The sequence below is a fragment of the Actinomadura xylanilytica genome, assembly GCF_030283145.1.
GTDB classification, from domain to species: domain Bacteria; phylum Actinomycetota; class Actinomycetes; order Streptosporangiales; family Streptosporangiaceae; genus Spirillospora; species Spirillospora xylanilytica.
On the sequence record NZ_JASNWE010000002.1, the window covers coordinates 290,758 to 312,517 of the forward strand.

At 72.5% G+C, this 21,760-nt stretch carries 14 protein-coding genes; 5 read left to right on the forward strand and 9 right to left on the reverse strand.

Annotated elements, in window-relative coordinates:
• The first annotated feature begins 20 nt into the window (after positions 1–20).
• Together QP090_RS12455 and QP090_RS12460 are read left to right on the forward strand one after the other, a co-directional pair.
• On the forward strand, positions 21–1,217 hold the full coding sequence (locus tag QP090_RS12455) for a hypothetical protein (protein ID WP_285938917.1): 1,197 nt from the start codon (positions 21–23) through the stop codon (positions 1,215–1,217).
• Positions 1,217–2,728, forward strand: a complete 1,512-nt coding sequence (locus tag QP090_RS12460) for a hypothetical protein (protein WP_285938918.1) — start codon at positions 1,217–1,219, stop codon at positions 2,726–2,728. Before QP090_RS12455 ends, QP090_RS12460 begins: the two co-directional genes overlap by 1 nt.
• On the opposite strand, the gene QP090_RS12465 is transcribed toward QP090_RS12460, so the two are convergent.
• From QP090_RS12465 to QP090_RS12490, 6 genes are all read right to left on the reverse strand, one after another.
• Entirely contained in the window at positions 2,704–4,920 is a 2,217-nt protein-coding gene (locus QP090_RS12465; protein ID WP_285938919.1) for a transglutaminase domain-containing protein, read from the reverse strand. The two genes, QP090_RS12460 and QP090_RS12465, sit on opposite strands and share 25 nt — an antisense overlap.
• Positions 4,917–6,056, reverse strand: a complete 1,140-nt coding sequence (locus QP090_RS12470) for a DUF58 domain-containing protein (protein ID WP_285938920.1) — start codon at positions 6,054–6,056, stop codon at positions 4,917–4,919. The genes QP090_RS12465 and QP090_RS12470 overlap by 4 nt, the downstream gene beginning before the upstream one ends.
• A 4-nt stretch (positions 6,057–6,060) precedes the next feature.
• Complete coding sequence (locus tag QP090_RS12475) at positions 6,061–7,041, reverse strand: AAA family ATPase (RefSeq protein WP_285940066.1); 981 nt, start codon at positions 7,039–7,041, stop codon at positions 6,061–6,063.
• Positions 7,042–7,062: 21 nt separating this feature from the next.
• Positions 7,063–8,913 carry a hypothetical protein gene (locus QP090_RS12480; protein ID WP_285938921.1) on the reverse strand — a complete coding sequence of 617 codons (1,851 nt, stop codon included), beginning with the start codon at positions 8,911–8,913 and terminating at the stop codon, positions 7,063–7,065.
• 334 nt (positions 8,914–9,247) lie between these two features.
• Complete coding sequence (locus QP090_RS12485) at positions 9,248–10,066, reverse strand: hypothetical protein (protein WP_285938922.1); 819 nt, start codon at positions 10,064–10,066, stop codon at positions 9,248–9,250.
• Positions 10,066–10,614: an RNA polymerase sigma factor gene (locus tag QP090_RS12490; RefSeq protein WP_285938923.1), complete on the reverse strand. Its 549-nt coding sequence runs from the start codon at positions 10,612–10,614 to the stop codon at positions 10,066–10,068. Before QP090_RS12490 ends, QP090_RS12485 begins: the two co-directional genes overlap by 1 nt.
• Before the next feature lie 338 nt (positions 10,615–10,952).
• Between QP090_RS12490 and QP090_RS12495 the strand changes: the two genes are divergently transcribed.
• Positions 10,953–14,462 carry a WD40 repeat domain-containing serine/threonine protein kinase gene (locus QP090_RS12495; protein ID WP_285938924.1) on the forward strand — a complete coding sequence of 1,170 codons (3,510 nt, stop codon included), beginning with the start codon at positions 10,953–10,955 and terminating at the stop codon, positions 14,460–14,462.
• A 33-nt stretch (positions 14,463–14,495) separates the two neighbouring features.
• Here QP090_RS12495 and QP090_RS12500 read toward each other — a convergent pair whose 3' ends face one another.
• The 3 genes from QP090_RS12500 to QP090_RS12510 form a co-directional block, all read right to left on the reverse strand.
• The gene (locus tag QP090_RS12500; protein WP_285938925.1) at positions 14,496–14,906 is read right to left on the reverse strand and encodes an RICIN domain-containing protein; all 411 of its coding nucleotides are present in this window, start codon (positions 14,904–14,906) and stop codon (positions 14,496–14,498) included.
• A gap of 210 nt (positions 14,907–15,116) precedes the next feature.
• Complete coding sequence (locus tag QP090_RS12505) at positions 15,117–16,244, reverse strand: ROK family protein (RefSeq protein WP_285938926.1); 1,128 nt, start codon at positions 16,242–16,244, stop codon at positions 15,117–15,119.
• A complete protein-coding gene (locus QP090_RS12510) occupies positions 16,231–17,415 on the reverse strand; it encodes an ROK family transcriptional regulator (RefSeq protein WP_285938927.1) in 1,185 nt (394 codons plus the stop codon). The genes QP090_RS12505 and QP090_RS12510 overlap by 14 nt, the downstream gene beginning before the upstream one ends.
• A gap of 255 nt (positions 17,416–17,670) precedes the next feature.
• Between QP090_RS12510 and QP090_RS12515 the strand changes: the two genes are divergently transcribed.
• Together QP090_RS12515 and QP090_RS12520 are read left to right on the forward strand one after the other, a co-directional pair.
• Positions 17,671–19,242, forward strand: coding sequence for a carboxylesterase/lipase family protein (locus tag QP090_RS12515; RefSeq protein WP_285938928.1), 1,572 nt, complete (start codon positions 17,671–17,673; stop codon positions 19,240–19,242).
• A 26-nt stretch (positions 19,243–19,268) separates the two neighbouring features.
• Positions 19,269–21,713, forward strand: a complete 2,445-nt coding sequence (locus QP090_RS12520; protein WP_285938929.1) for a glycoside hydrolase family 3 C-terminal domain-containing protein — start codon at positions 19,269–19,271, stop codon at positions 21,711–21,713.
• Positions 21,714–21,760: the final 47 nt, after the last annotated feature.

Genomic DNA, 21,760 nt, shown 5'->3' on the forward strand with positions numbered 1-21,760 from the left:
GCCGGATGTGGAAGGGCACCGTGACTCCCACCTCGCGCATCAAAGAAGAGTTCTACCTGCAGAGGACGGTCGGCGACGATGCCCCGATGTTCGTGGACGCCACCCGGTACGCCCGGGAAGGGGTGCCCTATCCGCTGAGCGCCAAGAGGGCGCTGAAGGCCACCTGCGCCGTGTGGACGGACGACGAGGTGGTCGCGTTCAGCCTGCGCGACTACACCGCGGCACAGGCCGATCGGGAGGTCGAACACCTCGAGCACACCGTGGGCACGACGACGGTGACCCGGAGCAACGTGCTGCGGCCCCGGATGCCCCGCACGACCCTGTACGAGCTGACCGAGGCGGCACGCGCGCTCTCGGCGTCCCTCGGCGACGACGTGATCGTCGAACTGGACGGCGATCTGTACGTTCTGGCGCTCACGCACCGGCACGACGGGGCCGGCCTGGCCCTCGTCGGCAGGCTGGCCGGGACGGCCGGAGGAGGGCGCGCCCGGGTGGGCCTCGCCGACACCGAGGCCGAGTTCAAGATCCCGACCTCGGGGGTCCGGCTGCGCGTCTTCCTGCGCTCCCCGGTGCGGCGGCGTGTCATCGCCTACGCCTTCAGCGGCTACCTCGCCCGCGAGCCCGGCGAGCTCGAGACCCTGACCCGCGCCACCGCGCTGGCCCTCAACAGCGCCCACGAGCTGGCGGTGTTCCGGATGCTGTCCGGGCTCGACCGTTTCGCGGTACGGCCCGAGTCAGGGCACTTCGCGACCGCGCCGAGCCCATCGGCCGGATCCGCCGTGTTCTCGGTTCCGGTCCAGCTGTCCAGCGACGACGGAACCCCGGCGGCCGAGGGCGACGTCGTCGCGGAGATCGATCTGGAACGGCTCGACCCGGTGACCGGCGGGCTGCTCATCCACCTGCGCGACGAGCTGACGTGGAATCCGGCGGTCGTCGGCTCGGTCCGGTTCGAGACCTACCGGCAGGTGCTCGATGAGGCCATCGGTGGATTGGTCGACGGGTCCTTCGGTGCCGAGGCCGTGCGCGACATCGCCTACGACATCGCGCTGGGCGACATCGGGCACGCCGCCGTCGCGGGCCTGCGTGCCGCCACGGCCGGCCTCCCCGGTCTGGAGGCCACGCCCGCCCGGGCCGAGGTGCGGCCCCGGCCGCCGGAAGCCGTCCGGCCCCCCTCATGTACAGACGCCGAAACTGCGGGAGCACTGAGGAAACTGTGATGGTCACTGCGCCCAACGTCATCATGGCAGGGCATCCGAACCTCGCGCGGAAGCTGCGGGCCACCGGACGGTTTCCGGCCGTGGTCGACGTCGCCGCCGCCACCGCGCTTCGGGAGCTGTCCCAGAGCGGCAGGATCGGTTCCCCGGCCACGTTCATGTTCGGGCCGGACTTCGACGAGGACCTCCCCGACGCGGGGGTCGCCGTCCTGGCCAACGGGCTGGCGGCGAGCGGGTTCACCGTGCTCGTGCACTCCGTCTTCACCGCCCGCGGCGACGTCTTCGACCCGCGGGTGGTCGCGGACATGGGGCCGCTGACCATGGCGGAACTGCTGACGATTCTCACCCGGCCGGGCGATCAGCCGTCCCCTCGGCACGAGCCCCCGTCCGAGCCCCCGCCGCCCCCTCGGCACGACCTCCTTATCGAGCCGCCGCCGGGCCCATGGGCGGCTTCCGCGCCGATGCCCACGCAGCCCGCCCCCGCTCCGCCCGGTCCGCAGGCTGCGCCTATGGAGGCTCCGCCCGGCCCACAGGCCGCGCCTGTTGAGGAAGGTCCGCCCGGCCCACAGGCCGCGCCTGTTGAGGAAGGTCCGCCTGGTCCGCAGGTTGCTCTTGTTAAGGAACCACCGCCCGGTCCGCAGGCTGCGCCTGCTGAGGAACCGCCGCCCCATCCCGTCCCCGACCCGGACGGGCTGCCGGAGGAGGGCCACCAGGACATTTCCACACAGCCCGCCGACGCTCAGGACCCGGCGGAGAGCCCCGAGTGGGAAGGCCGGCCAGAACATCAGGACGTTCTCGTGGCCACCGCTGAGAAGCAGGACCTCGCTGAGAAGCAGGACCTCGCTGAAAAGCAGGACCTCCCTGAATGGATGTGGAAGGAGACGGCACCGGAACTCGACCACTACTCCGACTTGCTGCCGGAGCCCCACTGGCAGGGCGATCTCGTCCCGGTACAAGGTGTGGCGCCCCCGCCCCCGCCCCTGCCATCGCCCGCGCCCGCGTCCTCGCGTCGCCGCGGCGGGGTTGTGCTGGTAGCCGCCGCGGCAGGGCTCGTGCTCCTCGCAGGGCTGGCGGCCGTGGCCGTGTTGACGGTCGGGTCGGGGAAGGGCGAGCGGCGCCCTGAGGCGGCGAGCACGTCCGCCAGGCCCTCGCCTACGTCTCCGGCGCCCACCTCTCCGGTGCCCGCGTCGGCGGTCCCCACGTCCTCCCCGACAGCGGTGCGCCCGGCCGAGCAGTACAGGCCGACCGGGGTGCAGATCGTCGACAGCCGGGTCTCGATCGAGGTCAGATGGAAGGACGGCAGCAGGGGCAAGGCCGCGTACTACGTGGTCGGCGGCCCGGCGGGGCAGACACCCTCAACCCTGGCCAGCTCCTCGCCGGGAGCCACGAAGGTCGTGGTCGCCGCCCTGAACCCGAGCGTGGAGTACTGCCTGACGGTCGTCGCCGTGGTGGACGTCGACCGGGTCGCCTATGCCAAGCCCGTCTGCACTCACCGCGGCAAGCGGGAGGGCTGAGCCGCCCACAGCGGCGCGCGCGGGTCCCACCACCAGGACAGGCGGCGCAGGAGCGGCCGGGAGCGCCGCAGCCCGGCGGTCAGGGAACGGACCTCCGCGACCATGAACGCCGCGTCGTCCGGTGTGACCGCCCCGCCGAATCCGGCGGCGTTCACCAGCCCGGCCACCCTGTGCAGCCGTGCGGGCTCGACGCCCGGTAGTTCCCGGGCGAGTCGCTCCGACATCTCGGGGGCGGTGGCGGACGCGGGGACGGGCAGGCCCGCGATGCGCATCGCCACCACCAACTCGGTCCATGCCGCCAGAATCCGGTCGGACGGGGTGCCCTGGCGCAGCCGCCGGAGCCGGATCGCCCGCAACGACGGGACGCCCAGCAGCAGGGCCGACAGGACGATCAGGGCGAGCCCCGTAAGGACGAGCAGGAGCGTCCCGCCCGTGCCCGACCGCGACCGTCCGTGCCGGCCCGCGCCGTCGCCGTCGCCGACGTGGCCGTCGGTACCGGCCGTGTCCGGGTGGGCGCCGTCGCCTTTCGTCTGATCGACGGCGCGAGGCCGCGCGGCCTCCTGCGAACGCGTGCGCGGGTTCGGGTCGAACGGCACCCAGCCCAGGCCCTCGAAATAGATCTCGCCCCAGGCCACCGCGTCGCCGGTGCGGATCACACGGTCGTCACCGCCGCCGCTGCCCGGCCCGAACCCGACCACCACCCGGCTCGGGAGCCCGGCCCCCCGTGCGAGCACCGCGAACGCGCTGGCGAACTGCTCGGACGTCGCGCCGCCGCCCTTCTTGCCCGGTACCACCAGCAGCTTGGCGAGCTCTTCATAGCCGTGCCCGCTCGGGGCGCCCGCCTCGAAGGTGTAGGAGTCGCGCAGGTATTCGGCGAGGCGGGACGCGCGCTGGTATGCGGTGCCGTCCCCGGCGGCCTTGAGGGCGATGCCGGCCAGCTTCGGGGGCGCACCGGGCGGCAACCGGAGGTAGCGCTCGTACCCGGAGCCGGAGGCCGCCGCGGCGCCGGCCGCCGGCCGGCCGGCCCAGTCGGGGACGTTCCCTGTCACCGAGTAGGTCCGCCCGGCCACCGGGCCGTCCGAGGACAGCAGGGTGCCGGATTCCTCGTCGCCGGCGACACCGATCCCGTTCACACGGGTGGCGGTGCCGGGGACCGGTACCCAGTCGCCGGGCAGATCGCGGACCGAGACGCGCTCCGTGGTCGGCACCGTCTTCGGCGGCGTGCCCTTGGCGGGCGGCAGGATGGCCCCGCCGGGGCGGTACGCGCTTTCGGGCAGCCAGACGGGTCCGGTGAACTCGCTGAGGGCGACCCACCGCAGATTCGTCCGCGGGCCTGTCACCTGCATCAGGGGGACGTCGGGTTCGGCAGCCCAGGTCGATAGGTAGGACAGCGGATTGCGCAGTTCGACCGGCGTCTGCGGGGCGGCAGCCCTGCGCGGGTCTGCCGCCCGTGTCGGCCAGCCCTCCAGTGCCCCGGACGCGGCGGCCGCGTAGAGGGCACCGGGTAGCGTCACCACGCAGGCGGCCGCCATGGCCACCGCGCCGATGCGCGCCCGCCACCGGCGCGGTCCGGCCGCGGGTCCGAGGCCCGGAAGCGGCACGGCGAGCCCGGCGTGGGCGGTGTCCGGACGAGCCTGCGGAGCGGCTGCCAGCAGCACGGCCGCGGCGACGGCGATCAGAGCGGCCGACCAGTAGCCCGGCCCGGCCGCCTGCGGGTTGAGCACCGCGGCACCGCACAGGACCAGCGCACCGGGCAGCAGCGCCGGGAGGACGCGGCCGTCGCGGTTCAGCACCGTCGCGATCGCTCCGGCCAGCCAGACCGCCCCCACCGGGAACGCCAGCAGGTCCACGGTCGCCGGGGCGTGCGGCGCGGTGGTCAGGATGCGCGCGCCGGAGTGCAGCAGCGCGTCCACGGCGGCGGGCACCGGGCCCTTGACCGGCCCGGGAGCCCAGGAGGCCAGCGCGATCAGCCAGACCACGGCCACCGGCAACCCGGCCGGAATCGCGGCGGGTCCGATCCCGCGCGTCAGCCGGTGCGCCAGCGACGTCACCGCCACGGCACAGGCCGCGGTGATGACCAGCACGGCGAACACCGGAAACGGCCGGTCGTATCCCGCCGCCAGCAGCGGCGCCGAGGCGGCGGCGGCCAGCGCGACCGCGGCGGACGACACGGCGGTGCGGGCGGGGCTCACCGGGCCCACCAGCGGCTCTCGTTCCACTGCGCGGCGAAACCGGCCGCATCGGGTGCGCGCAGGAGCCGCCCCCTGGCCTGCGGCTCGGGCATCTCGTCGCCGGTGCCGCCGGGGCCGATCAGGCCGACCAGCGAGAGGGTGCGCCGCGCGGCGAGCACCCGCATCGCCGCGGCGACGTCGTCGCCCGCCGCCTTGGTGGACAGCAGCACGACCGCGGGTCCGGACGGGGCGGAACGCAGCCCGGCGCAGGCGGCCGGGAAGTCGGATCCGGGCCGGGCCCCGGCCTCGGCGAGGACGTCCAGGTGCGCGGTCGCCCCCGCGCTCGCGGGCGAACGCACGCCGCCGGCCAGTCGCAACTCGACCGGGACGCCCGGAGCGGATGCCACGATCGAGGCCGCGGCCTCCGCGAGGGCGTCCAGCTCGTCGGGGCCGTACCGGTCGTCGACCAGCACGGTCATCCCCGGGCTCGCGGAGTCCATGTGCTCGCGGACCATCAGGCGCCCGCGGCGCGCCGAGGTGCGCCAGTGGATCTGGCGGACGTCGTCGCCGGGCACGTGCTCGCGCAGCCCGGCGAAGGCCCCTTCGGAGGCGCGGACCGATGCCGACGAGGTGTCCCGGCCGCCGCCACCGGCCGCGGGTACGGCGACGAGCCGGTGGTGGCGCGGATGCACCAGCAGCCGGACCGGCACGTCGTCGGCCGCCCGGACGGCGCGCACCAGGCCCAGCGGGTCGGTGCGGACCAGACTGAGCGGACCGGCCTCGACCGCGCCGCGCCGCGGCGCGGACAACAGGTACCGGATCCGGGTGCGGGCGGGACCGAGCGGCAGGACGACCGCCGGTCCGGGGCCGGCGACGCGTTCGGCGACGGCGCTGCGGGCGTCGTCCCCCGGCACGATGTCCAGGACGACGGTGACGGCCGAGCCGGCGCGGACCCGTGTGGCCGTGGCCCGGCGGTCGACCCGGGCGGCCGGGGGCCGTCCGGCGACGGGCACGGCCAGCGCGACGGCCAGGATGGCGAGGGCGCCCAGCACGCCCGGCGCCAGGTAGCCCAGGCCGACGCCGCCGCCGCACAGCACGGCTCCGGACGCGAGCAGCCCCCAGCCGCGGGCCGTGGGGCGGGGAGTGCTGCCTGCCACGCTCCTAGTGCCCGTTCCCCTGAGGTGCCGGGACGGGGACCTCGGCCAGGATGCCGTCCAGCAGTTCCGCGGCCTCCGCCGCGGTCGTGGCGCCCGACATCGGCACCAGCCGGTGCGCCCACACCGGCCCGACCAGGGCCTTGACGTCATCGGGGGTGACGTACCCGCGGCCGTGGGCCAGCGCGAACATCCGGGCCGCCCGGCACAGCACGATGGACGCCCGCAGCGACACCCCGGCCCGCAGGTGCGGATGCCGCCGGGTGCGCTGGGCCAGCCGCAGAACGTACTCGTAGACCGGATCGGCGAACGCGACGCTTTCGGCGGTCGGGCCGAGCCATGCCATCGCCTCGGTGTCCAGCACCGGGACCAGGTCCTCGGGAACGGTCAGGGCCGAGCCGCGCAGCAGCGACATCTCCGCCTCCTCACCGGGGTATCCCAGCGACAGCCGCATCAGGAAGCGGTCGAGCTGGGCCTCGGGCAGCGGGAAGGTCCCCTCCAGGTCGATCGGGTTCTGCGTCGCCACCACCAGGAACGGGCGCGGCACCGGGTGCGCCTTCCCGTCCACCGTGACCTGCCCTTCCTGCATGACCTCCAGAAGCGCCGACTGCGTCTTGGGAGAGGTCCGGTTGATCTCGTCCACGATGACGACGTTGGCGAACACGGGACCGGGATGGAAGTCGAAGTCCCGGCTCTCCTCGTTGAAGATCGTCACGCCGGTGATGTCGGAGGGCAGCAGGTCCGGGGTGCACTGCACGCGGCCGACCGTCCCGCCGGTCACCGCCGCCAGCGCGCGGGCCAGCGTCGTCTTTCCCATGCCGGGCAGGTCTTCCAGCAGGACGTGCCCGCCCGCGGCGAACGCGGTGAGGATCAGCCGGACCGTGGCGGGATCGCAGCGTGCCGCCGTCTGGAGGTTCTCAGCCATCCGGTCGAAGGCGTCGGCCACCCGCACCGCCCCCTCCGGGGGAATCGCGGGCGTAGCGGTCATGGTGCTCACTGGGTGTCCCTCCTAGCCGCAGTTGGCCCAGCCGGCCGAAGCGCTCGCGCCGGACGTGCCGCCCGAGTAGCGGACGCACACGCCAGGCGCATGGATGAAGACCGGCCCGGCGTAGTACTTGAAGGTGCCGCTGTCGCTCGCGACCTTGCCGCCGGTCTTGCTCTGCAGGCGGACCCAGCCGCTGGTGCCCTTGCCGATGTTCGTGGTCTTCATGGTGACCGCGCAGTTGTTCTTGGTGGTGGCGCTGTAGAGCTGGTAGATCCGCCCGCCCGTGAACGACGTCGACCGCTGGATCTTGTAGTTGCCACCCGAAGCCGAGTTGCAGACCTGCTGCGGCGTGTACGGGTTGCGGGTCTGAGTGGGTGGGGGCTTCGGCTTGGACGGACGCGGTTTACTCGAGGGCGGCTTCGTGCTGGTGGACGGCTTCGTGCCCGTGGACGGCTTCGTGCCTGTGGACGGCTTCGTGCCCGTGGACGGCTTCGTCGTCGGTGACGTCGGGGGCTTCCGTGAGGGCAGTCGAAGCGACGGAGCAGGTCCGCTGGGCTCCGGCGTGGACGAAGACGGTTGCGTGGGCCTGGCCGGAGTGCGCCTTTCGGGGATGGTGGGCCATGCCGCCTTGGGCGTCTTCCGCGGAGGGCTCGGGGCGGACGGGCTCGGGAAGAGTGGATCGGCGATCGGTGCCGGTATCGGGGGCGGACTGCTCTCCCCGCCGGGCGTGTTCGGTTCGTTCCCGCCCCGACCCGGCCCACCCGGGTACTTGCCGATCGTGCGGGCCACACCGTTGTTGCCGACGACCATCGCGTCCGTGCTTCCCGGCGCGTTGACGAACAGGTTGCCCTCGCGGATCTGCACCTCCAGATCACCGCGCCCGGCCGGCATGTTCAGCACGCCGGTCTGCCGCCCCGCCGGCTCGAACACCCGGACCTGCCCGGTCGTCCGCACGGGCAGGTAGACCTTGCCGGCGAACGGCACGGCGGGATCCTGGACGGGATCGCTCAACGGGAACGACCGGACCGGGCCGCCCGTGCGCACGTCGCCCACCGTGACCACCTTGCCCGCGGCGGGTGCGGTGACCGCGGCGAGCATGCCATGGGTGCGCTCCGGCACCATCGCGCCGTCGAGCGACACGGGCGCCTTGATCCGGCGGGTGGCGTCGCTCGTCGCGACCACCAGCTCGCGGCCCCCGCGATCGACCACGAGCGCACCCCGGTCCAGCACGCTCACCGCCAGATCGTGGCCGGGCTCGGAGACCTCGGCCGTGTGGACGACGGTGGCGCCGTGGGCGGTGACCTTCAAGGCGACGACGGTGCCCTGCCCGGGCGCCGCCACCCACAGCAGGCCGGCTGCGTCGAACTCGCCGCCGACCAGCGGTCCGGGCAGCTGCAGGGCCGGGCCCACGGGACGCAGCGTGGACGGGTCCAGCGCGCGTACCGCACCGGCGGTGCGCTCGATCAGCGCGGCGGCGTCGGACCCCATCGCCAGGTGCGGATCGCCGCGGGTGCCGACGTCCAGCCGTCCCGAGAATCCCAGCCCGTTGAGGTTGAGCGACGACACGCGGCCGGTGTCCAGGTCGTGGATAAGCAGGAACCTGTCGTTCTGGGTGATCTGCACCCGGTGGCCGCGGGCGTCGGTCACCTCACGGCGCTGCTCGACCCGGCGGTTGTCGGGGTTGACCCGGTCCACCTCGCCCGCCGACCGGCTCCACAGCCACGCGCTGCCGTCGGAGGCCGCGATGGCGAGACCGGCCCGCCCCCCACCCAGCAGGGTGGCCAGCAGCGCCACGGTGACCAGTAGGGCCGCCGCCCACCAGCCGGCCCGCGCGCGCACCATGACGGCGATCTTCTTCCGCCCCTTCACAGCCATCCCCTCGTCCTGTGGGCTTCACGGAGCGGGCCCGGCCCGCTCACCTCGCGCGGGTGGTGGAGCCCGAACTGGACCAGACCGGGCGGGCGTGGGTGGCACCGGCTCCGCGGCCGTCGCTCCCACCGCCGCGGCACCGGCTCCTCGGAGCGCATGTCGACGGCCATCACGGCAGGTCTTCTCCACAGGTCAGAGGTACGTGCTGAGCCGGTCGGTGGACGGCCGACCGCGCTACATACCACTGTCCGGAGAACGGCGGTTCCGGCAACCGCCGGGGCCGTCGCAGGACGGTGAGGCCCGCCGGCGGGCCTCACCTGAGCGAACGCGCTGGTGTCCCTTAGAAGGAGCCCGCGTACTCCTGAACGGTGGCGATGACGCGCCCCTTGGCATCGAGGGCCGCGAGGTCCACCCGCTCGAAGCCCTCGTCGGGGTTCTCGGGAGGTGTGGTCCAGGTCGGGCGGGCCCCCGGCTTGTGGTCGAGGAACGCCATGAAGAACCCGTCCGGCTTCACGGGGAGGACCCGCTGCTGCCCGTCCTGCAGGGTCACCCGGATCTGCGTGGTGGAGACCGGCGCCCGGCCGAGAAGCCCCATCTCGTTCTCGGACAGTTCCCCGAACCTCGCCTGGAGCGGCGGGCCCTCTGCCTCGGAGCCCGGCTGCGCCCGCTTGGGAAGGACGCCGTCCGCGCCGCACTCCAAGCTGCCGTCCTTCTTGCCGACGGTGCGCAGGTAAGTGCACTCGGAGTCCTTACGGCCGGGCGCCATCCACAGTTGGACGACCACGCCGCGCGAACTACGGGCCTCGATCACCATCTTGGCCTTGGAGGTGTCCACCGTGGACCAGTCGCTGTTCGGGTCCTGCCCGCCCTTGAAGGCGTTGATCACCCCTGTGGGGATGATGCCGGCGGCGTCGGCTCCGGCGCCGAGCGCGCCCAAGGTGAGTGTGGTCGCGAGGACGATCGTCCAGCGACGGCGCCCCCTACCGGACGTGCGCGCCGGTGCGACCGAGTCGCTGACCATGATCCTGGCCAGGACGCGGCGCCCCTGGGCGTCGCCCGCCGCGTCGGCGAACTCGTCCTGGCCCATGGGGTTGCCCTGGCCCATCACCTGCCGGACGTGCGCGACCGTGTCCTCGACCGACGTGTTTTCGTTCTTCATCACTTCGCCTCCTCCGGGGCCATCTGACGGTGAACGCCGGAGACTCTGCCGTCCCGCTCGGCAAGTGCCCGGTCCAGCCGCCGCCGAGCTCGGTGCAGGCGCACCGCGAACGTGCTCGGCGAGCAGCCGACGACCGTGGCCGCGGACGCCGTGTCCAGTTCCTCCCAGCCCACCAGGCGCAGTGCCTCCTGGTCCTCGGGCGACAGGGATGTGAGGGCCTCATGGAGCGCGAGCGACTCCACGACCGTTCCGGCATGGTCGCTTCCGGCTGCTTTCGGTGCCGTCCTGCCGAGCTTGGCTCCCAGCCGCAGCCGGCGCCGGTCGGCGCGCTGCTGGTTGGCCAGGGTGTTGCGGGCGACCGAGTACAGCCAGGGCAGTACCTCCTCCGCCTTGCCGGGCACGTCGTCCATTCGCCGCCAGGCGATCAGGAACGTCTCGGCCGCCACGTCCCGCGCCTGATCAGGATCGATTCTCCGGGCCGCATAGCGCAGGACGTCGGGGTAGTGGTGCTGGAACAAGGCAGTGAACCTTGTCTGATCATCTTCCACACCCGCCTCCTTCGACAGTCGTGGTGGGTACTGAATGCCGTCTTATGTCCGGCAGCGCCCCGCGCATTACCGCCGAACGTCCCTCCTTGCCATCCGCCGGGTCGTCCGACAGCTTCGAGATCGCCGTAGTGCCGGCAGAGGCGGGCGAGGTGCAGGGCACCCTCCTCCGCAGTCCATGTCCATGTCCATGACGGACGGTGACGAATGGAAGAGCCGGCGGCATCCCGAATTCCCGTCTCGGAACTTTTCGGCGGTCGGCCAGAACTTTTCAGAGGACGCGGGCGTCTATCTGGTCCAGGTCAAGATCTTCTTTGTGAGGCGACCCGTGGAGGCTGGATTTGGCCGCACCGCTTCTTCCTGGTGATCCGCGCCAGCTGGGAGCCTTCTATCTTGATGGACGGCTCGGCGCGGGGGGCCAAGGGGTCGTTTACGAGGGCTACGGGCCGGGCGGCGAGCGGGTGGCCGTCAAGGCGCTGCACGGTGTGAGTGCCCGGGACCGCGATCTGCTGCGCAGGGAGGTCTCGGCGTGGCGCAAGGTGGCGCCGTTCTGTACGACCAAGGTGCTCCATGCCGACGTGGACGGTCCGGTCCCGTTCGTGGTCAGCGAGTATGTGGCGGGTCCGGACCTGCGGCAGGCCGTCGGGGGGCCGGAGGGCCGATACGGGCCGGAGCGGCTCCGCCGGTTGGCGATCGGCTTGGCCACGGCCTTGGTGGCGATCCACCGGGCGGGGGTGGTCCACCGGGATGTGAAGCCTGAGAACATCCTGCTCGGCCCCGACGGCCCCCGGGTGATCGATTTCGGCATCGCCGGGGTCGAGGAGCTGTCCACCACCGGCGCGGTGAAGGGCACCCTGCGCTACATGCCGCCCGAGCGCTATCGGGGGCTGCGCGGCGACGCCAAGGTCGATGTGTGGGGCTGGGGTGCCGTCATCCTGTTCGCCGCGACGGGGCGCGCCGTCTTCGACGGTGAGACCGTCCCCGCCATCGCGGATCAGGTCGCCACCCATGAGCCCGACACTTCGGTGCTCGATGAACCGCTACGTCCGCTGGTGGCGGCGGCGCTGTCCAAGGATCCCGCCGACCGGCCGACATCGGAGGACCTGCTGCTGGGTCTGGCCGGTGGGGTGAACCTGGCCGAGGCCGCGGGCAAGGCCGTTCCCGCGCAGGCTCCCGCGCACGCCGAGCGTTCCCGTGCCGAGCTGGCCGAGGCCGTGTTCGCGGCTCTCGCCCCGGCGGCACAGGAGGCGGTCCCGCGGGTGTTCTTGCGCCTGGTCGCCTCGGGCGAGCGCGCCGAGGACACGCTGCGCTCGGCGCGCAGGGGCGAGTTCGCCGACGACCAGACCGGCGTGTATGCCGTGGAAAGGGTCCTGAGCGACTACACCGGTGCCGGGATCCTGGTCTGGGAAGGCGAGTCGGTCACGCTCGCCGGCGCGGCGCTGATCAGAGCCTGGCCCCGGCTGCGCGCGTGGGTGGAGGCCGAACGGGCGGGTCTGGGCGTCCATCAGGACCTCGTCGGCGCCTCTCGGCTCTGGGACGGCCATGGCCGCAAGAACAGCGACCTCTATCAGGGGACGGCGCTGGCCCGGGCGCACTCCTGGGCCGCGACGGGACGCCGTCAGCTCACCCTCAACCTCGTCGAGCGCGCCTTTCTGGACTCGGCGGCGATGCTGACCCGCCGCCGTGGCCGCTTCCGGGCTCTGCTCAGCGCCGTCCTGACCGTTCTGCTGGTCATCGCGGTCGGTGCCGCCGCCATCGCGGTCGACCAGCGGCAGACGGTCGCCGCCCAGCGTGACCGCGCTGCGTCCGCACAGATCGCCGGCCTCGCGATGTCCCTGCGCCGCACCGACCCCGACCTGGCCCGGCGCCTGGCTGTGGCGGCGTGGTCGATCTCCGGCACGACCGAGGCGTGGTCGGCGCTGCTGACGGCACGTCATCAGTGGGAGAACAAGGCCGTCAAGCTCACCGGTTCCGAGGTGTACGTATCGGATCTGGACGGCACAGGGCGGACCATGGTCACCGCGTCCGGCACCCAGGTGGGCCTGTGGCATGTCGGAACGGGCCGACGGCTCGCCTCCTACACGGCCCCCTCCTCCGTCGACCGGCTGGACATCTCCGAAGACGGCCGCACGGTCGCGCTGCGCACCGCGAGGGACCAGCAGACCGTCGTCCTGGACGCGCCAGGGCTGCGGCTCCGCAACGGCCACCGCTACCCGGCCGCGGGCGACATCGACGAAGGCGAGCTGGAGCTCAGCCCGACCGGCGCCTACCTTGCGGTGAGCGGACCCGGCGGCGACGAGAAGGGAGTCGCGGTCTGGGACACCCGTACCGGCCGACGCGTGTTCGAACAGGCCACCGGCGAGTTCCTCAGGCCGTCGTTCTCGCCGCAGGAGAACCTGCTGTCGCTGTCCGGGCAGGACGAGGTCAGCTGGATCGACCTGACCACCGGTGGGAGACCAGCCGTTCCCGATCTCCACCGCGAGGGCCTCGCGCTCGCCCCGGTCCGCTTCAGCCCGGACGGGGTGTGGGCCGTCCGGCAGAACGATCACGGAGGCCGTCTGGTCTCGGTGGGCAAGGGGCCGGACCTCGACCTCAAGGGCTCGCCGGACAATCCGATGGCGGAGATGCGGTTCAGCCCTGACGGGAGGTACGTCATCTCGGGTTTCACCGTTTGGGAGGTGACCGGAATCGGCGACGGCAAGCCCATCATCCGATACCCGATCACATCGGACGAGTGCGCCGGGCGCAGCATCCGGTTCTCCGCGAACGATTCGGAGCTGCGATGCGTCAGCCCCGACGGCGTCCTGCACTCCCTGGACGTCGCACACTTCACCAGACCCGCGATCGCGGCGGACCACGGGTACAGCAGGACCGCCGCCAGCCACGACGGCTCCACCCTCGCGCTCGCCTACGGCGACAAGGTCGAGATCTGGTCCACCGCACCGCTGGCCAAACGCTTCGAACTGCCGGTGCCGGACACCTCGCTCGACGAGGTCGGGCTCAAGCTCAGTCGGGACGGCCGCCTGCTCGCCCTGGGGCACGGCGAGATAGACGATGAGATCGAGATCTGGGACCTGACCAAGAGATCGAAGCTCGGCATCATGCCCAAGTCCGTCCCTCCCACGAGCACGCAGGGGTCGGACTTCGCACAGGGCCTGGACTTCTCCCCGGACAACAGGGCGCTGGTCCTCCGCCGGGTCGAGCGGGGCACCGCGATGCTCAAGTACTGGGACCTGAGCACCATGAAAGTGATCCGCCAGATGCGTGCGGGGCCCGCCTCGGTCGAATTCCACCCGGACGGCAAGACGGTGCTGGCCACTCCGGAGCCCGGTCTGCTGGCGTTCCCCTCCGGCAAGGTCGTCAAAGCGGGACCCAAAAACCTGTGGCAGAGCCGTTTCAGCGCCGACGGAAGAACGCTGTTCCAGGACACCGAGGGCAACTCCAGCCGGATCCTCACCTTCGACGCACAGTCCATGCGGCCCAAGGGAGACGGCCTGCGGATCGGACCGCTCCCGGGCGGAGGCGGCCCCCCTCCCATCGCCCACTCTTCCGACGACCGGCTGATCGCGACCCCGCACGGGAACGGAGACGCCACCCAGATCAAACTCTGGGATCTCCAGACCCGCGCCCAAGTCGGCATCGTGCTGACCGGCCACCTCGACTTCGTCGTCGCGATGACGTTCACCCCCGACGACTCCGCGCTGATCAGTGTCGGTCAGGACGGCAGGTTCGTTCGGTACACCATCGCGCCACGCCTGCTGGCCGACGAGCTCTGCGCCAAGGCGGGCGCCCTGACCGAGGCGGAATGGAAGACGCGTATCCCCGACGTCGCCTACCGCCGGACCTGCTGACCAGACCAGAGAATGCAGGACGGTGGCACCAACTCACCCTGCCGCGGACGTGTCAGGGTCGAACTGGAAGACCTGCCCGCCCCCGGCGGGAGCGCAGGGGAGCTGGTGGACGGCGGTCCCCTCGTCGGTCGAGGCGTCCGGGATTCCCAGGCACAGGCCACTGTGCACCGGGCGCAGCCGGAAACCGCGGGCCGGGGCGGAGACCCGCTCCAGGCGGTAGTCCTCTCCCCCAGCGTTGGCTCCCTGGTCACCACAGTGGTCGTCGAAGACGAAAGCTCCAGGCGCGGTCCGGGCCTCGAGAACGCCCATGCACCCGGGACCGAAGGTCGGATGGTCAGTGGTGATCCGGTAGGTGCCGCCGGTCCGGGCGAGCAGAGTTCTGGCGGGGATGCCCAGCCCGCGCACCGCCTCGACGAACGCGCTGAACGAGGCGCCGTCGCGCATTTGGACAAGGCGGCAAGGACGAACGTGATCCCGATGAGAAACTCGCACCCGATCGAGGCGTAGCCCATCCAAGAACTCCCCAGCGTGATTTTCTGTCATTTCTTGAATCACGATAGCGAGCCCTTATATAAGGCTCATATAGAAGGCCGTACAGCCTCCCATGACAGAAATCAAATGCGATGGCCCGGCCGGTGCGGTGAACCGCATCCGCTACCCGCCACCACCGATGCCGGAGCGGGCCAGGGCGATGCCGCCGATCAGCTCGGCTCTGATGCCCAGCGGCGACGGGACCACCGGCAGGTCGCTCAGAACCGGCAATGCCGCGCGATGGATGCCGTCCCGTATTCCGGCGAGCAGAGTCGGCGGGAGCGGCGTCGTGTCGGTGCTGACGACGACGCGTTCGGGGTCGAGCATGTTGGCCAGCGCACCGAGCTGTTCGCCGAGCAGGGCGCCGATGTGGCGGAGGATGCGGCGCCCGGCCGGGTCTCCGGTGTCGGGGCGCCGGAACAGTTCGGCCAGCGGCGGCAGGCCGTGCCGCCGGCCGGTTCCCTGCCGGGCCGCGATGTGGAGCTCGATCGCCAGGCATCCGCGCGCCCCGCACGCGCAGGGGTGGCCCATGGGGTTGATCTGGACATGGCCGACCTCCCCGGCCAGCCCGGCGGCGCCGCGGTAGAGCCGGCCGCCGAGGATCAGTGCCGCGCCGACCCCCGGGGCCAGCTTGATGTAGATGAAGTCGGCCCCGCCCCGGCCCGCGCCCTGCGTGAGTTCACCAAGGGCGCCGAGGTTGGCGTCGTTCTCCATGACGATCGCGGTGCCGGGCAGCAGACGGCGCAACTGCTCGGCCGGGCGGATCCCGATCCAGTCGGGCAGGATGCCGCGGACCCGCGGGTGTTCCTCTGGGCCGCCGACCGGGCAGGGCAGACCGAGGACGACCCTGGACAGGGCATCGGCGGGGGCGCCCAGCTCGGTCAGGCACTCGCGCAGGAACCGGTGGCCGTGCTCGAACGCCCCCTGGACGTCGAGGCTGACATTGAGCCGCCGCTCCCGCTCGGCGCCGTGCCGGTCATCGCCGCCGACGACGCGCACCCGCACCGCATCGCGGGAGAACGCGACCACCCCGAACATCCCGCGCGGCGGCGGACGCCGCCATCGCTTCGCCGGGCGCCCCAGCCCCGCGGGCGCCGCCGCCGCCTCCTCCACCGCCCCGGACTCGCGCAGCCGCCCGAGGACGTCGGCCACCGTGGGCCGGCTCAGCCCGCTGCCCCGGACGAGATCGCTCATGGTCACCGAGTCGCCGTACGGGACGAGCCTCAGCACTCGCTCGTCATGTGCCGTCATGCGCTCTTCTCCCGCCCTGATCAAAGACCGCGGTGGCACTGTCGGCGGCGCTGATGAGAGCGCCCAGGACACTGGCGCGCTCCCCCAGAGCACCGGGGACCAGGCGGACGGCATCGCCCGCTGCCGGCTGAGCACGGCGGTCCAGGGACTCCCGCAGGCCCGCCAGTACGGGCCCGGCGGCTTCGGCCAGCGGTCCGCCGAGGACGATCACGGCCGGGTTGAGGGTGTTGGCCAGGTCGCCGACCACGCTGCCGATGGCCCGGCCGGCGTCGGTGAGCACCCGGCGGACGATCGGCTCCGTGCCGGCCAGGGCGACCAGCCGGGCCGCCGCGAGGAGGCCGAAGGACGGTTGGAGCGCCTCCAGGACGGCGGTGGTCGAGGCCAGCGTCTCGAGGCAGCGCAGGCCGCCGCACCGGCAGGCCCGGCCGGTTCCGACGACCCCGCCGACCGGGATGTGGCCGATCTCCCCGGCGATGCCGTGCGCGCCGCGGTGCACCCGTCCGTCGAGGATCAGCCCGGCGCCGATGCCGGAGGAGACCTTGAGATAGAGCACGTCCCGCGCACCGCGGCACGCGCCGAGCCGGACTTCGGCGAGGGCACCGAGGTTGGCGTCGTTGTCGATGGCGACGGGCAGCCCGAGCCGGTCGCGGAGTTCGGCGGCCGGGCGGCTGCCGCCCCAGCCGGGCAGGATCGAACCGCTCACCACGCTTTCGTCCGCGGCCAGGATCGGGGCCGGCAGCCCCATCCCGACGGCGACCACGGCCCGGGGTTCGGGCACCTTGGTGAGCGCGGACCGGATCTGTGCCTCGGCCGCCCGCAGCGCCGCGTCCTTGCCGCCGGCCACGTCGAGGGCGGCGGTGTGCGCGGTCAGCACGCGCAGTGACAGGTCGGCGACCGCGACGGACATGTGGCTGCGTCCGAACTCCACGGCGGCGACGAGGCCGGCGGCCTGCGTGAGCGACAGCCCGGCCACCGGACGGCCGGGGCGGCGGTCCCGGGTTCCGGACTCGACGGTGTGCTCGGCGACCAGCCCGGACGACAGCAGCTCTCCCACCGCACCGGACACCGACGACCGGGACAGGCCGGTCCGCTCGATCAGCTCGGCACGGGTGAGCCGCACCTCGCCGCGGAGCTCGTCGAGGATCAGTCGCGCAGCCGTGGGACCGGGCACGGACAAAACCCTATCCCAGACGGCCTTCATTAGGTACAGATCTTTAAGTAATTCACTTTTGCCAAGAAGTCCTCATAATCAGGCCCTCTTTTTTCTCATTGACGGGTCAACGGGCCAATTTTATGCTCCACGAACAGATCTACTTCGGTCCCGCAGGTGGAGGAGGCCGGTCAGGTGGCCGGCCGATTATGTCGCTGAATTACCGAAGGCGGCCTCCCTTCGCGGTACCGAGGACAGTCCAGGAGGTGGATGCGCGTGGTCAGGTACCGTCTGCTCGCCGCCGCCGTCGCATTGGTGCTGCCGATCCTGGCGGTCCCCGCGGCGCAGGCCGATTCCGCCGGCCCGGCCCCGGTCGTCCGGACCGACCACGGCTTCGTGCGGGGCACCACCGTCGACGGGGTCGACACATTCCTCGGCATCCCGTTCGCCGCGCCCCCGATCGGAGACCGGCGGTTCGCCGCACCCGTCCCGGCGTCCCGGTGGAACGGTGTCCGGCAGACCGCCGCGTACGGTCCGGCCTGTGCGCAGTTGCCGAGCGGCAACGGCCCCCGGTCGCAGGCCGAGGACTGTCTGTACGCCAACGTCTTCCGGCCCGCCGGGGCGCGCGGCCGGCTGCCGGTGTTGTTCTACCTTTACGGCGGCGGCCTGCAGAACGGCGGCGCCCAGCAGTACGACGGGGCCAAACTGGCCGCCGACAACAACGTCATAGTGGTCACCGCCAACTACCGGCTCAATGTCTTCGGCCTGCTCGCCCTCGCCGGATCGGGCGGGGACGGCCTCGGCGGCGACTACGCGCTGCTCGATCAGCAGGCCGCGCTGCGCTGGACCCGGGCGAACGCGGCCGGATTCGGCGGCGACCCGCGTGCGGTGACCATCGGCGGCGAGTCGGCCGGGGCCATCTCGGTGTGCGCGCATCTGGCCGCCCCCGGCTCGGCCGGGCTGTTCCGTGCCGCCATCATGGAGAGTGGGAGCTGCGTGTCGGCCCCGCTGCCCGAGGCCGAACCCGCCGGTGCCGCCTTCGCCCGGTCGGTCGGGTGCACCGACCCGGCGACCGTGGTCGCCTGCCTGCGGGCCAAGCCCGCCGGCGACCTGCTGGACGCGAGCGCGCGGACGAACTTCGGCCTTGTGAGCGGCGGGAGCCCGCTGCCGACCGCGCCCGCGGACGCCGTCGCCAAGGGCCACATCCAGCGGGTACCGATGATCTTCGGCGCCAACCACGACGAGGGCCGGACCTTCGCGCTCGGCTTCGGGGACAACACCCCGGCCTTCTACGAGGGCTTCGTCGCCGCCACGTTCGGGGCACGCGCCCCCGAGGTGTTCAAGCGCTATCCGCTCAGCGACTACAGCGGTCCCTACGCCCCCACGTACGCGCTCGCCGCGATCCTCACGGACGCGGGGCTGGTCGCCGGCATCGGCGGCTGCCCGACCCTCGCACTGGCGCGGCGGTTCTCCGCCCTCACCCGCGTCCACATGTACCAGTTCGATGACCGGGACTTCCCCGGCCTCACCCCCGGCAAGCCGCCCGGGTACGACTGGGGCGCCCCGCACGCGGGCGAGCTGCCGTACCTCTTCCCGAGCTTCGACAACGGCACCCCGATCGCGCCGCTCTTCACCGCCGCCCAGCGCAGGCTGGCCGACGACATGAGCCACTACTGGGGATCGTTCGTACGCCGGACCACTCCCGACGCGTCGCACCTCCGCCCGGCCCCCTGGCCGGCCCTGCCGTCCGGCGCGATGCTGTCGCTGCGACCGGGCGGGAAGAGCACCCCCATCTCCCTCGCCGACTACCGCGCCCAGCACCAGTGTGACTTCTGGGACGCGGGCTGACCTCCTGCCTTTGAAAGGTCGTCGCCATGCGGTTTCCTCACAGATCCCTGCGCGTCGCCGCACTCGCCGCCGCGATCGCGCTGACCACCTCGGGTACGGCCGTCGCGGACCGGCCGCCCGACTCGGGCCGGGTCCGGACGCTGATCGGCAAGATGACGCTGGACGAGAAGCTGGGCTTTGTGAGCGGCACCAGCGACCCGCGCGGTCTGGGCGAGGCCGGATACATCCCGGGCGTGCCCCGTCTGGGCATCCCCGAGCTGCGGCTGGCCGACGGTCCGGCCGGGGTCCGGGTGGCGGACCACGCCACCGCGATGCCCGCCCCGGTGGCGCTGGCCTCGACCTTCGACGACCGGATGGCCCGTGAATTCGGCCGGGTCATCGGCCGGGACGGGCGCGCACTCGGCCAGGACGTGCTGCTGGCCCCCATGGTCAACACCATCCGGGTGCCGCAGGCGGGCCGCAACTTCGAGACCTTCAGCGAAGACCCGCTGCTCTCCTCCCGTACGGTCGCCGCCGAGGTGCGCGGGATCCAGTCGCAGGGGCTCATCGCGACCGTCAAGCACTACGCGGAGAACAACCAGGAGACCGACCGCGGCACGTTCAGCGCGGGCGTGAACGTCAACGTCGACGAGCAGACGCTGCACGAGATCGAACTCCAGGGCTTCCAGGCGGCCATCGACGCGGGCGCCGGCGCGGTCATGTGCTCCTACAACCAGGTCAACGGCGCGTACGCCTGCCAGAACGAACAACTGCTGAACGCCATCCTGAAGGAGCGTTGGGGCTTCCGCGGCTGGGTGATGTCGGACTGGGGGGCCAACCGCGGCGCCGAGGCGATCACCAAGGGCCTGGACCAGGAGATGCCCGGTGACTCCTACGGTCCGCTCTTCCCGGCGTACTTCCAGGCGCCGCTGCGCGCGGCGCTGGTGAGCGGCCGGATCCCGATGGCCCGGCTGGACCGGGCGGTCGACAGGATCCTCGGCCAGATGCAGCGGTTCGGCCTGCTCAACGGGCGGCCCAGGCCGACCCGGGACGCCGCGGGCGGTGCTCGCGCGGCCCAGCGGATCGCCGAATCCGGTGCCGTCCTGCTGCGCAACGAGCACGGCGCGCTGCCCCTCACCGGCCGGGCGGGCCGCAGCATCGCGGTGATCGGCCCGACCGCCCGGGTCCCGCTGATCAACGGCGGCGGCAGCTCCCATGTGATCCCGGACTCGGCCGCCGCGCCTCTCGACGCCATCCGGGCCCGGGCCGGCGCCGGCGGCCAGGTCGGCTACGCGGTCGGCACCGACCCCGACGGGGTCGCCGTACCCGCCTCGGCGCTCACCCCCGCGACCCCCATCGACACCTCGGTGCCGGCCGGGAAGACCCTCGACTACACCGGCACCCTCACGGTGCCGGAGACCGGCGACTACCGGCTCGGCCTGGAGACCTCCGGCGGCACCGGCACGCTCACCGTCGATGGCACCCAACTGGTCACCGCGGGCGGCTTCTTCGGCTCCAGCCTCATCCCCACCGGCGACGGGCTCACCAACTGGCCGGCCACCACCCGCCTCACCGCCGGGGCGCACCGGCTGACCGTCACGGCCGCCGCGCCGGCAGGAGCGGCGCAGCGGATCCGGCTCGCCTGGTCGACCCCGCAGATCGTGCGCGACGACATCGCAGCCGCGGCGGTGGCGGCCAAGCGCGCCAGGACGGCCGTCGTGTTCGCCTATGACGAGGGCACCGAGGGCGTCGACCGATCTTCGCTGGCGCTGCCCGCACACCAGGACGCGCTCATCTCCGCGGTCACCGCGGCCAACCCGCGCACCGTGGTGGTGCTCAACACGGGTTCGTCGATCACCATGCCCTGGCTGACCCGCACCGCCGCCGTCCTGGACATGTACTACCCGGGCGAGAAGGGCGCCGAGGCGACCGCACGGCTGCTGTTCGGCGATGCGAGCCCCTCAGGGAAGCTGAGCCAGACCTTCCCCGCCGCGGAGAACCAGACCCCCGTCGCCGGAGATCCCCGCCGGTTCCCCGGCGTGAACCTGCAAGAGGACTACAGCGAGGGCATCTACGTCGGTTACCGCTGGTACGACAAGGAGAACGTCAAGCCGCTGTTCCCCTTCGGATACGGCCTCTCGTACACCACGTTCGCCTATCGGGGCCTGTCGGTACGGCGCGTCCGGGGCGGCCTGGAGGCCACCGTCACCGTGACCAACACCGGGCAGCGAACCGGTGAGGAGGTCGCCCAGGTCTATGTCGGCCCTGCCACCGGCGTCTCCGCGCCCCAGGCGGTCCGGTCGCTGGGCGGCTACCAGAAGGTCGGCCTGCGACCCGGCGAGTCGCGCCGGATCCGCATCAAGGTGGACGCCCGGCAGTTGAGCCACTGGAACACCGCCGGTCACGGCTGGACGGTGGGCACCGGGTGGCGCACCGTCTGGGCGGGCTCCTCAGCCGCCGACCTCCCGCTGCACACCAAGGTCCACGTCTAGATCAGCATGGTGTCCTGGTCCGCGTTCACGTGACCGGTCCCTCCGGC

Bases quoted from the DNA above. Each gene is read 5' to 3' on its own strand.
- QP090_RS12475 (WP_285940066.1), bottom strand. From the start codon at position 7,041: ATGACCGCTACGCCCGCGATTCCCCCGGAGGGGGCGGTGCGGGTGGCC.
- QP090_RS12460 (WP_285938918.1), top strand. From the start codon at position 1,217: ATGGTCACTGCGCCCAACGTCATCATGGCAGGGCATCCGAACCTCGCG.
- QP090_RS12485 (WP_285938922.1), bottom strand. From the start codon at position 10,066: ATGAAGAACGAAAACACGTCGGTCGAGGACACGGTCGCGCACGTCCGG.
- QP090_RS12505 (WP_285938926.1), bottom strand. From the start codon at position 16,244: ATGACGGCACATGACGAGCGAGTGCTGAGGCTCGTCCCGTACGGCGAC.
- QP090_RS12500 (WP_285938925.1), bottom strand. From the start codon at position 14,906: ATGCGCGACGGCGCCTCGTTCAGCGCGTTCGTCGAGGCGGTGCGCGGG.
- QP090_RS12480 (WP_285938921.1), bottom strand. From the start codon at position 8,913: ATGGCTGTGAAGGGGCGGAAGAAGATCGCCGTCATGGTGCGCGCGCGG.
- QP090_RS12520 (WP_285938929.1), top strand. From the start codon at position 19,269: ATGCGGTTTCCTCACAGATCCCTGCGCGTCGCCGCACTCGCCGCCGCG.